Here is an 11,096-nt window from a genome sequence, read left to right as displayed (position 1 = left end):
ATTATCCCTTCCGTGGGGCGTTCAGCGTCAGGCTCTGTTTGAAGGCATGCCAGCGTGCCCCGTCTTCTTCATCAAAAGGCCGCATGGCTGAAAAAGTAAATATCATCAACATATTGGTTTCAGGCACGTTTACTGCCAGCTGACGTTGCCAGAGTGCCTGACCATTGCGATCAAAAGCCGTTTCCACTTCGATGGCGCGCAACGTGTTGTCGGCTCCCGCCAGCACGCGTGCAAATTCGCTCTGCTCTACATGGCCCATCTGGCTGCGCAACGTATCCCACTGACGGTGAAACTCCTGCTCAAAATCGCTGCCTTCAGCGATTGGCCCACGGCTGACGATCAGCGCCAGCCCGGTGGCTTCATCGCGCAAAATATTCATGCTGGTGTCCTGCCAGCCAGCCGGAAACAGGGCGAACGCGCCCTCGTTGAATTGGTAGTGCATGTTGGATATCCGTTAGAGGAATAAATGAGGATGGATCTGGAACTATGCGAAATCACTTTAGCGAAGCGAACTTAATTAAACTGACCCATCGCCAGCAGATAATTTTATTTGCATATTAACCAGTAATTGACAGTGACACATTACGCATCATTAAAAACCATCATAATATGACTTATGCGATGATCTTCAATCTGAAATAAGAGACGCTTTCCATCACCCTCGTAATAAATCCAGTATTGATCATCACTGTCATCAACAGCGCCTTTGCCATAACGACGCTGCAGAGCGCTTTCGCTGTCACCAACTGAAACACCTCTGTACGTTTTGATCCCCGGCGAATTAAGCGTGATTTGCGCTATGATATAGCTATCACTGTCGCGATGCTCTTTTCCCCCGTTTAAATTGGAAGAGTAAATATCAAAACCTGGATAGTTATACTGATAATAATGATAATTTCCGTCGTCTGAAGGTCTGTCGCCAACATAGCTTTCAGCAATCGGCACTCCGGCGTGCTGCTTTGTCAGATTATCCCATTCCTCTCCAAGTGAGACACGAAAATGATTGATTTCCACACTGAAGTCGGAGGCTGAAAGAGGTTTACTGGTATAGTTTGCTTCTAAATTACCTGCAGAATCCCCCGCAGGGCCGCTATTGAAACGCTTTGCCCAGGCAGCAATATCAGGCTGCAAATTTATCTCAGTATTATCATTACATCGATAACTTATTTTGCCCATTTTAGCATCTATCCATGCAGCATAGGTCCTGCCATCAGGTTGTATTACAAAGGCTGAAGCCTGTTCCAGATAGAGATCTCTTAACCAGCCCTCCACAAACAATCCGCCTGCTGATGTCAGATGCGGTGCACCATACACATCAAAGTTTTGACTGAAGGTATCGTATTCAGGACCTAAAATGCTCTTTAGCTTCAGCAGTACATCTTTGTTGCTAAAAACGGATGAAACTTTCTCAAGGCTATTATAATCAGACATCACCACGTCTGCTCTGGCTGACATCATGCCGAAAGCCATAACTGCCACAACACTAAATAAAGATAACTTTATACGCATCAACTTACCCGATAATCTAACTGTTTAAAACTCAAATCGATCATCAATCCGGATAGGACGGCTGTATATAAAAACCTAAAAATCATTTATTAGCCTGGCAATATACATTTTACGCAACATACTCTTGGGAATTTATTCCCACTTTCCATCCTGTGATAACAATATCTTTTTGTCTCTTGATACCGTCAGCGTCAACGGCTCAAAATTAATTCCATACTCTATATTTCCATTATTGAAAATCATACCAACTGCTTTGGCTGCATCAGGAGAATTAATTGTGTGGCCGGTAAGAGAAATCTGGCTACCATCACTATTTCTCATGCCATAGTACTTTACATTTTTACAATTGGCATAAAACTCCCCACAGTTATTTACAAGAGTCACGGTGAATCCTGATGTAGAAAAAACCCTGGATTTTAACATTGCATTTCTATTTGGCTCTATCTTTTTAAGGGAAAAATCTTTGGGAGCATAAAACTCACCATGGCTAGGCAGTACAGTTAAATGCCAGAGCATGGCGTCATTATTTAATGTCAGCTCAGCCTCTCCATTTTCACCACCAAAGGCAGAGTCAAATTTCACATTAGCTTTATTATTCTTCACAACGCCCTGTAAGTTACTCTCATCACCATCAGGGCAATCAATACGATTACCACTATTCGTAATGTAGCAGTAACGCCCAACAACTTTTCCATCAATCTGTCTGAGCTTAATATTTAATGTGGAATAATCGGAACTATTTTCATTACCCGCAGCACCAGACCACTCACCGTTGAAATCCACCGCAGCCCACAGAAATGTAGATTTAACCAATAATACAATTGCAAAAATCGAAAATTTACTTCTCATTTTATTCAGCCTTTAAAATTCAAACAATCGTTTACTCTGTTAATCCATCCATTTAAATTAGGAAGGTTATTGGGATCTGAAATCGTTAAATTTTTATAGTATACCTTCCTAATCTCTGCGATATTTTCGGTTAACTCATTAGAATCAGCAACACTATTCATTGCGGCGATGGTATCTGGCCCGATAGCCCCATCCACCTTTAAGTTCTTACCATATTGGCTATTCAATAGCTTCTGAATTTGTTTGCCAGCCCCACCAGATGTAATAGTCCAGTCATATGACATTAATGCTAACTTAGGATCCTTAATATCATTAAATCCTTTGGCATCCCAATATCTTTTTTTGTAGATAACTTCTGCTTGCTCTGGAGTAAGTTTTTTAAGGTTATCTAGCGTGGGCTCAACGCCCACATCTTCCTGAGCATATCTCTGCCATGTTTTCCATGCAATACCGTGATTAGTTGGCCCACCTTTATCTGCCGCACGATTGGCATAACCACCTTCATGCCGCAGAATTATTGGCGATAACTTACTAAAGTTATCGCCATGCTTTTGGTCTGCGGCATTTTTTGGTTCAGCCTTGGCAGCTTTGGGCGCAGCCGGAGCCGCCTGTCCTTTCTGTTTCGGTGGGAACAGGTTCTCCACCGCTTTACTGATATTCTGTTTGTGATCAGCACCTGGCGCACCGGTGCCGGGCTTCGCACCGTCAGTATTCAGGTTCAGCTTGCCGCCGGACGTTGTAATATGGCCATCGCCCTGCACGAAAATATTGAAGCCTTTACCGACGATATTAATGTGACCGTTAGCGTTGAGTTCAATGGCGCTTTCACCGCACTCCAGACGCAGTTTGGTGCCGGATCCCAGAACATAAGTATCAACTGCCGCGTCCAGCTTGCCTTGTCCGGTCAACAGCTCCTCGCCGCCTTTGATACCGTGTACACGGTTGGTCTCAACGCGGTACAGCTCATTGCCGCCAGCATAATGGCTGTGGTTGTTGGCGACCGAGTGGCTGGCATCGTTTTTAACGTGCGTATCCATGTTTTTCTGCGCCTGGATCCAAAGATGCTCCTCGCCTGCCTTGTCCTCGAAGCGCAGCGCGTTTGCCGTGTCCGCCGTGCCGTCCTTCGAACGGCTCAAAAACCCCATCTGCGTCGCCGCCGCCGGCAGCGCCCACGGCGGCATGCTCGCCTCGTTGTACACGCGACCGATGATCAGCGGCCGGTCCGGGTCACCGTTGATGAAGTCAACCACCACTTCGTCGTTCACCCGCGGGATCTGCACCCCGCCGAACCCCTGGCCCGCCCACGCGCTCGACACCCGCACCCAGCACGAGCTCGTGTCGTCCCCCTTCGCCAGGCGGTCCCAGTGGAACTTCACCTTCACCCGGCCGTAGCGGTCCGTCCAGATCGACTCTCCCGCCGGGCCCACCACCTTCGCCGTCTGCGGCCCGTGCGTCTTCGGCCACGCCGTCGCCGGCTCCGCACGGTACGTCACCGACGACGGCAGCACCGTGAACGCGATGTTGTGCCGCGCTCCGCCGCCGCCGCTCGCGTACTCGTTCTCTTCGAAGTCGTACCGCGCCGACGTCACCAGGTACTCCCCGTTGTCGCTGAAGTGCGGCGCGTTCACGATGCCGAACCGGTATCCCGGCGCGATGCCCGTCGCCGTCCCCGTTCCGCTCACGCTGTGGTGCGCCACCTGCCACACTTCCTGGCGGATGCGCGTGTAAAACTCGCCGTGGCTGTGGTCGACAAAATGGCCCGGCCAGTCGTACACGTCCACCGCCCCCGGCACCGGCGACACCGGGTTCTGCCGCGCCTGCAGCATCCACGCGTTCGGCTTGCGGAAGTCGTAGTCGTCCGTGCTGTACATCCCCGGCGTCACGCTCTCGCACAGCGACCACTGGCTGATGCCCTCCTCCGTCACGCTCCCGCCCGACGCCGTCACGTGGTACGGTATCGTCTCGTAGCCCGCGAACGCCTCGTGCTGGTCCGCCCCGTCGCACAGCACCATCACGTGACGCTCCGCCTCGTGGCGGAACCAGTAGTAAATCCCCTCCAGCTCCATCAGCCGGCTGATGAAGTCGAAGCTGCTCTCCTGGTACTGCACGCAGTACTCCCACACCCGGTAGCTGCTGCCCAGCCGCGTCTCCACGTTCACCCCGTTCTCCTGCAGCAGCGTCTGCACTATCTGCGGCACCGTCTGACCCTGGAATATCCGCAGGTTGCGGTCGCGGCGCATCGGCCACAGGTCCGGCTCCACCCGCAGCTGGTACACCGCGTAGCGCGTCCCGCTCAGCTCCTCGCTGCGCACCGCCACCCGCGTGATTTTGCCGTTGAGGTAGCGCGGCGACAGCAGGCTCTGCGTCGGCAGCGTGAACGTGACCGGCTGCCCCAGCAGCGCGTGCCGGTCGATGCGCGCGTCCGTGGCCAGCAGCTCGGCGTTCAGCTCAAACGACTGCGACAGCGCCTCGGCGCCGGTGAGTTTCCAGAACAGCAGGCCGTCCATCGGCAGCTGCGCGGTGATGCGTGAGAACATAAGCAGATTCCGTAACTTATTTAAGTGATTGAGTCATCGGGGGAGGTTAAACGCCAGGGTGAGAAATGCAGCATATAAGCATTACGCTAAAAATTAACAAGCGGTCTTATAGTGCTTTTTTCTTATTTCATATTCGGGAAGTGTTCGATGACCCGGGTATTGACCGCGACCGGGCAATGTTCCGCTGGATTGAAGCTTTTTGGCAGCACAACCCAGTAATGCAGCATTTTTTCTCTGACCGAAGCATAAAGGCATTTTCAGAAGTGCTGCTCGACCTCTTCTTTAGAGAAACCCAGCGCAAGGGGAAAAGCAGACTCTATATCGATATTCATAACCGGTTTCCCTTCTTAATTCAGTTCGCCAGCCAAACACCGTAATAAATCACTATAGCGCCAAGAGAAAGAATGACCTTTGAAAAAATGAACAGCCCTGGTGCCAGTTTATTGATAGCCGGTGAAAACTTTCTGTAATTTTCAGTGTTATATTTCTTGTGAAAATCCATAATTGCGCCAAAAATATGGCACAACACAACAAGTATAAACCTCATCCCCCATATAAAAACCAATGACACACCTAACGCTTCCATTAAATCCCCTGCGGCGTCCCTGGTAAAACCTGGGATTATCGCTGCCAGTCCTTTAAGCACAAACCCGATAGCGATAATGGCGGTAAAGATCCCAATAAAAGCTTTCCCTATGCCAGCCAGTGTTTTTCCTCCATGGGAAACCTTACTACTCCAGATAAAATATATCGTCACCAATAAGAAAAATAAAAACGCTGCGATCCCCATGCTGTTGCCACCACTTTAAAAAAATCACCAACGAAAAGCGTTTTGCAGCCGCTAATGATAACGCCATCATCACCGCCTCCTTCCTCGGAATCATCTTGACTTCCTTGCCAATAATTAAATGACGTAGAGGCTTCATGACAACTTTCAAATCCACTTCGCAAGCTAATCTCAATAACAAAGCAAATCTGTCGTTGGCTTTAAGCGTGACTGAATATTTTTTATTAAAATAAGCAGCAGCGCCTATTGACACCCCTACCGCACCCAAATGCAGTTTAGCATTTTCTTATGCTCCAGCAGTTTCTATTGTTACATCGCCGGTTGCATTGGCATACCAGGTACCCTCACTCCCTGCCGCGCCTGTAACTTCACCAGTTAATATTTAAAATATCTCAACCAGTTCAGATAGCGCTGCCAAACAAGACACCATAAAACATAAGCACGCAACCCAACGAAATCACGTCCTTTATAGCCAAAAAAGGATTTTGATTGCATTCATTATACATTAATAATAATCGTGAAAATTTCCTTGGAATTATAGCAGTTATGAAAAGTATGATAAAATTAAAAATAACATTAAACATTACCAAAAAATAGATAGCAAGACACCAGCAATATTTAACATCAAAAAAATTCAATCTTTATCACCAAAAAAACCTCATTCCATATATAGTTAAACCACTGTCAAAAAAAACGGAATCGATGAAATTCACGATAAACTCATTCTATGAAAATCGATCAACCACTATCTAAAAGACAGGTACAACCAGTGGCGATACAAACATCAACACTATCAGCATTCTTGCTCGATGCGTTGTTAATTTCGTGGTTTTAAAATAAAAACCAATATAGTTAATCAACTTCATCCGGAGCCATAGAGTATAGAGCCTCAGCATGAGACAGAATTTTATCTTTAAAAGCTATCTTGTTTATCCAGTCATCAGGAATACCTGACAAGCCATATAAAGCACCAGCTAATTGTCCAGCAGTTGCGGCGACACTATCCGCATCATCAGCTAAGTTAGCAGCAAGTAATACTGCATCTTTGAAACTATTCGTATGCCAAACCGCCCACATCGCTGCTTCAAGAGTATCAATGACATAACCAGAAGATCGGATTTGGTCACGGTGCTTTAACTTATATTCACCAGCATTAATAATTAGCACACGAAGTGAAGTAGACATTACATGTGGGGAAAAGCTTTCATCTTTTCCGTAACCGTTCAACAAATAATGTAGAATTATATTAAAAAAACGGCAACTGTCTATTGATTCAGCAGCCCCATGTGTAGCCCGACTTTGAATAGCAGCATCTCTCCAACCATCAATAAAAGATTTCCTGCGGAAAATCGCTGTTGGAGCATGCCGGATCAGTGCTGCATTTCCCGCTGTATCAGGGGATGTATTTCCAAACCAACAAGAGCCATTAATCATTGTTTGTTCAAGAGCAAAGCGTGTTGTATTCCCTATATCAAAACATGTTCCATTGGAACTATTTGTGCCTTTTTTGTACCAGCTAATGAGTTTATCCCTGAATGTATCTGTGTCGCACTTCCTGCTTTCAAGATAAGTTTCAGCGAGGCACAAAGCCATTGAAGTATCGTCAGTCCATTCTCCGGGCTTGAGGTTAAAAGGACCCTTTCCAATCATATCATGTACACTAGCCCTGTCTCTTGGCATAAATTCCAGGGTAGTACCAATAGCATCGCCAACAGCCAGCCCCATTAAAGCACCTTTACACTTATCTAATACTTCGTGATCAGTAACTCTTTGAGGCAATGACATCATCCATTCCGGCTTGCTTTTGTCTTTAGAGTCCTCACATAAAACCTTAGGTTCGTACTCCATTCTATTTTTAAGCTGCCGGGATACCTTAGGGATTAAATGTGAATATCGCTCTGCGTAAACATAAAGCTCAAAATCATCTGCCTTCAGGTCAATCATTATAATTCCTTATAATCTAAAATTATCTTACTACCATCATCAACTCTATTAATAACCTTGAATTTAACACCTGGTGGATACAGAACTTCAGCTTCGTTAGGATATTCTGATAAGAAGGAAATATCTCTTCCTGATACCCCTTTAATTTTCATGTTTATGTTACCACCAAAAGGTTCCCCTGAAGAGGTGCTCATAAAAGCACCGTCAGAAACCACATTTCCTGGATGGTTATTAGCAAGAACCTCTTCAGGTAAGGAACTAACCCCCCTGAATGAAGTACCTTCATAAGCAGGAAGTCGAGACAAGCCACTTGTAGCATGGCCGGCAAATGCTTCAAGTTCTGGCGTTAAAACAGTTTGTCCTCTCAGCGCTGGATTCAATGCCATATAACCCTCATTTGTTGTATAACCATACAAGGCGCCTATTTGATCATCACTTAAAACTCTCGACATTTCAGGATCATTAATCGCAGCATTTTTACGTCCTGCCGAAGTCCATTCAGCAGCCTTTTCCTTACCAACTGCCTCTTCCAACGTCATTTTAGGTGATGGAGGTTCCACAACAACTTTAGGAGGCAACTCAACACCAATTTCCGTCTTTATCGAACGCCAGGCATCAAACTTCATCCCGCCTTTGCCGCCAGCAGCGCCGCCAATGAAGCTCCCTGCCAGCATAGACCATTTTTGCCCATCCGATCCTTCACCGAAGAGCCTGCCACCAATCCAGCTGCCGCCATAGCCACCGCCGATCCCGCCGGCTAATCCAAGTAATGCTATGGCTGGCGAAGCTAAAACTGCAACGGCAGCCGTTCCAACTCCCATCATGATCCAGTTAACCCAGCCAGGAATTTCCGGATTAATGTCATCGGTCTGGTACTTCCCTCCGCCGATAAAAACGTTGGCAGATCCGCTGGCTATCTCGGCGCTACAGGTTAGACGGTCACCGATGCGTGCGGCTGGGTAATTATTGATAAAGACCTTGTCTGAACCTTCTGCGACCAATTGCAGCGAACCACTGTGTTCATCACAGTTCCCTTTGGATAAATGGGCACGTATCGCTGCTCTGCTGTTGATAAAAACGTTAGGAGAGCCAGACATGAGCTTACCGGTGTTATGTCGTGGCGCCCAGGACATGCTACCCAGTACTTCGCCTATCCCACCTGCTGCACAAGCTCCTGCCGCCGCAGCGGATACCGCGATCAACGCCGCACCGCCAGTAACAACCACTGCCGCAGCTCCAAGTATCGCTCCGCCGATAAGACCGGCTATCATCCATCCTTCAGAAGCTGTATGCGCTACGTCGTCCTGCTCTCTGGCCGCATTGAATTCCGCCATAATTTATTCATCCCTGTGCCTCTGAAGAAAAGCAAGAATTTGCTTCTCACCACTTAATTCTTCTGGTCCCTCAATCGCTTTAGCGATCCCAATCATTTGAGTTAAAGATGAGAGATTTTTGCCTACGGATGTCCAGAGCGCATAACGGAGAGGTTCTTCATTATTTAACGCGGCGATATGGAGAGGATTTCCTGCTTTATCATAGAATAAATAACTACCATTCAATGCTCTCTTTAAATCAACGTGTTGATAAAGTGCATTGACGCCCTCATGTGCGGTGAGTATTTTCGTATCATTGTCGAGAGAAAAAAATATATCGGAAGAGTCAGAGGCAACGGGAGCGGACCCAGCCTCACTATTCTGTGAATTAAACTTAATGCTATCTATAATTGCCCGATACTGCTTTTGATAATATTCACTGAAATGTCCAGGGCAAGTCCCTATATAACAGACGATTTTCTTCCCGCCAGGCTCATCATCAAGCAGGAGAATGGTTTGCTTTTGCCATATCTGTACACCACCATTCTCAAAATGATAAAAAGCTTCAACCGCTGGTAAACCATCAACCACGATAAGTTGTGATGTAACGCTATTGAATGCCTGAACGGTAGTGCTCATCTCCTGAATTACCCGGGCAGCAACTTTCTGCACAGTATCATCATGCAAGGCGGATGCCCGAGATACTACAAATGTAAATTCGCTGGCGTTATTTTCACTCAGCGTAAACAGGTTCATGGTTCTATCTTTAAATACATCTGGTAATTCCAGGGATGCTTCCTGTAGAGTATAAATTGCCATACTTATCCCTTAATCACCCTCAGCTGAAGAAAAATATTGATCAATTTCGTTCTTAATGACGTCTTTATGTCCGCTGCCGGGTGCCACGATAGCTGCAGAACCACCCGTTGGATTTAAGTGTAATTCTCCGCTTTTAGTGTTAATTTGGCCTTTGCTATCTACAGTGAGATTGAAATTTTTACCAATGAAATTAATCTCACCCTCTTTGGTTAATTCAATTGCGCTAAGACCGCATTCAATTCGCACGCTGTCGCCAGCAGAAATAATATAAGAGGCCAGAGCCCTTTCTGTACGATTGCCCTTCGTCAGTGTTTTGCTATCCCCCTGCGTGCCGATGCTATGATCGCCTTGTACACGCGTGTCATGGTTAGCACCTACGGTGATAATCTGGTTATTCACGACGTTATGACTTTCATCATTCTTGACGTGTGTGTCCAGGTTACGCTGTGCCTGGATCCAAAGATGCTCCTCGCCCGCCTTGTCCTCGAAGCGCAGCGCGTTTGCCGTATCCGCCGTGCCGTCCTTCGAACGGCTTAAAAAGCCCATCTGCGTCGCCGCCGCCGGCAGCGCCCACGGCGGCATGCTCGCCTCGTTGTACACGCGACCGATGATCAGCGGCCGGTCCGGATCGCCGTTGATGAAGTCCACCACCACCTCGTCGTTCACCCGCGGGATCTGCACCCCGCCGAACCCCTGGCCCGCCCACGCGCTCGACACCCGCACCCAGCACGAGCTCGTGTCGTCGCCCTTCGCCAGGCGGTCCCAGTGGAACTTCACCTTCACCCGGCCGTAGCGGTCCGTCCAGATCGACTCTCCCGCCGGGCCCACCACCTTCGCCGTCTGCGGCCCGTGCGTCTTCGGCCACGCCGTCGCCGGCTCCGCACGGTACGTCACCGACGACGGCAGCACCGTGAACGCGATGTTGTGCCGCGCTCCGCCGCCGCCGCTCGCGTACTCGTTCTCTTCGAAGTCGTACCGCGCCGACGTCACCAGATACTCCCCGTTGTCGCTGAAGTGCGGCGCGTTCACGATGCCGAACCGGTACCCCGGCGCGATGCCCGTCGCCGTCCCCGTTCCGCTCACGCTGTGGTGCGCCACCTGCCACACCTCCTGGCGGATGCGTGTGTAAAACTCGCCGTGGCTGTGGTCGACAAAATGGCCCGGCCAGTCGTACACGTCCACCGCACCCGGCACCGGCGACACCGGGTTCTGCCGCGCCTGCAGCATCCACGCGTTCGGCTTGCGGAAGTCGTAGTCGTCCGTGCTGTACATCCCCGGCGTCACGCTCTCGCACAGCGACCACTGGCTGATGCCCTCCTCCGTCACGCTCCCGCCCGA

11 protein-coding genes are annotated in these 11,096 nt (G+C 48.6%); 1 reads left to right on the top strand and 10 read right to left on the bottom strand.

Annotated elements, in window-relative coordinates:
- Position 1 precedes the first annotated feature (1 nt).
- The 4 genes from MXF20_RS12880 to tssI all read right to left on the bottom strand — a co-directional run bounded on the left by MXF20_RS12880 (position 2) and on the right by tssI (position 4,895).
- A complete protein-coding gene (locus MXF20_RS12880; protein WP_136547494.1) occupies positions 2-442 on the bottom strand; it encodes a DcrB-related protein in 441 nt (146 codons plus the stop codon).
- A 140-nt stretch (positions 443-582) separates the two neighbouring features.
- Positions 583-1,509 carry a hypothetical protein gene (locus MXF20_RS12875; RefSeq protein ID WP_325969702.1) on the bottom strand — a complete coding sequence of 309 codons (927 nt, stop codon included), beginning with the start codon at positions 1,507-1,509 and terminating at the stop codon, positions 583-585.
- A 132-nt stretch (positions 1,510-1,641) separates the two neighbouring features.
- Positions 1,642-2,358: a hypothetical protein gene (locus tag MXF20_RS12870; protein WP_325969701.1), complete on the bottom strand. Its 717-nt coding sequence runs from the start codon at positions 2,356-2,358 to the stop codon at positions 1,642-1,644.
- Positions 2,359-2,363: 5 nt separating this feature from the next.
- On the bottom strand, positions 2,364-4,895 hold the full coding sequence (gene tssI / locus MXF20_RS12865; RefSeq protein WP_325969700.1) for a type VI secretion system tip protein TssI/VgrG: 2,532 nt from the start codon (positions 4,893-4,895) through the stop codon (positions 2,364-2,366).
- 65 nt (positions 4,896-4,960) lie between these two features.
- Between tssI and MXF20_RS12860 the strand changes: the two genes are divergently transcribed.
- Positions 4,961-5,272 carry a hypothetical protein gene (locus tag MXF20_RS12860; protein ID WP_325969699.1) on the top strand — a complete coding sequence of 104 codons (312 nt, stop codon included), beginning with the start codon at positions 4,961-4,963 and terminating at the stop codon, positions 5,270-5,272.
- On the opposite strand, the gene MXF20_RS12855 is transcribed toward MXF20_RS12860, so the two are convergent.
- The 6 genes from MXF20_RS12855 to MXF20_RS12830 form a co-directional block, all read right to left on the bottom strand.
- Positions 5,248-5,685: a hypothetical protein gene (locus MXF20_RS12855; protein WP_325969698.1), complete on the bottom strand. Its 438-nt coding sequence runs from the start codon at positions 5,683-5,685 to the stop codon at positions 5,248-5,250. The genes MXF20_RS12860 and MXF20_RS12855 overlap by 25 nt on opposite strands.
- A complete protein-coding gene (locus MXF20_RS12850) occupies positions 5,627-5,950 on the bottom strand; it encodes a hypothetical protein (RefSeq protein WP_325969697.1) in 324 nt (107 codons plus the stop codon). The genes MXF20_RS12855 and MXF20_RS12850 overlap by 59 nt, the downstream gene beginning before the upstream one ends.
- A 584-nt stretch (positions 5,951-6,534) precedes the next feature.
- Positions 6,535-7,626, bottom strand: a complete 1,092-nt coding sequence (tri1, locus tag MXF20_RS12845) for an ADP-ribosylarginine hydrolase Tri1 (RefSeq protein ID WP_325969696.1) — start codon at positions 7,624-7,626, stop codon at positions 6,535-6,537.
- Positions 7,626-8,960 carry a PAAR domain-containing protein gene (locus MXF20_RS12840; RefSeq protein WP_325969694.1) on the bottom strand — a complete coding sequence of 445 codons (1,335 nt, stop codon included), beginning with the start codon at positions 8,958-8,960 and terminating at the stop codon, positions 7,626-7,628. Before MXF20_RS12840 ends, tri1 begins: the two co-directional genes overlap by 1 nt.
- 3 nt (positions 8,961-8,963) lie before the next feature.
- Positions 8,964-9,758 (bottom strand): DcrB-related protein, encoded by a 795-nt coding sequence (locus MXF20_RS12835; protein ID WP_325969693.1) that lies wholly within the window; start codon positions 9,756-9,758, stop codon positions 8,964-8,966.
- 9 nt (positions 9,759-9,767) lie between these two features.
- On the bottom strand, positions 9,768-11,096 hold a 1,329-nt coding region (locus tag MXF20_RS12830; protein ID WP_325969692.1), incomplete at its 5' end, for a type VI secretion system Vgr family protein.

Origin of the sequence: Pantoea dispersa (genome assembly GCF_035783935.1) — a bacterium.
Classification (GTDB): Bacteria; Pseudomonadota; Gammaproteobacteria; order Enterobacterales; family Enterobacteriaceae; genus Pantoea; species Pantoea dispersa_C.
Note: the sequence above shows the minus strand (reverse complement) of the source record. Positions and strands in the feature narration are given on the sequence as shown.

What these genes read in the sequence shown, in the direction of transcription:
- MXF20_RS12880 (WP_136547494.1), bottom strand. Translation starts at nt 442, where the DNA reads ATGCACTACCAATTCAACGAGGGCGCGTTCGCCCTGTTTCCGGCTGGC.
- MXF20_RS12840 (WP_325969694.1), bottom strand. Translation starts at nt 8,960, where the DNA reads ATGGCGGAATTCAATGCGGCCAGAGAGCAGGACGACGTAGCGCATACA.
- MXF20_RS12875 (WP_325969702.1), bottom strand. Translation starts at nt 1,509, where the DNA reads ATGCGTATAAAGTTATCTTTATTTAGTGTTGTGGCAGTTATGGCTTTC.
- MXF20_RS12835 (WP_325969693.1), bottom strand. Translation starts at nt 9,758, where the DNA reads ATGGCAATTTATACTCTACAGGAAGCATCCCTGGAATTACCAGATGTA.
- MXF20_RS12855 (WP_325969698.1), bottom strand. Translation starts at nt 5,685, where the DNA reads ATGGGGATCGCAGCGTTTTTATTTTTCTTATTGGTGACGATATATTTT.
- MXF20_RS12860 (WP_325969699.1), top strand. Translation starts at nt 4,961, where the DNA reads ATGCAGCATATAAGCATTACGCTAAAAATTAACAAGCGGTCTTATAGT.
- MXF20_RS12870 (WP_325969701.1), bottom strand. Translation starts at nt 2,358, where the DNA reads ATGAGAAGTAAATTTTCGATTTTTGCAATTGTATTATTGGTTAAATCT.
- tssI (WP_325969700.1), bottom strand. Translation starts at nt 4,895, where the DNA reads ATGTTCTCACGCATCACCGCGCAGCTGCCGATGGACGGCCTGCTGTTC.
- tri1 (WP_325969696.1), bottom strand. Translation starts at nt 7,626, where the DNA reads ATGATTGACCTGAAGGCAGATGATTTTGAGCTTTATGTTTACGCAGAG.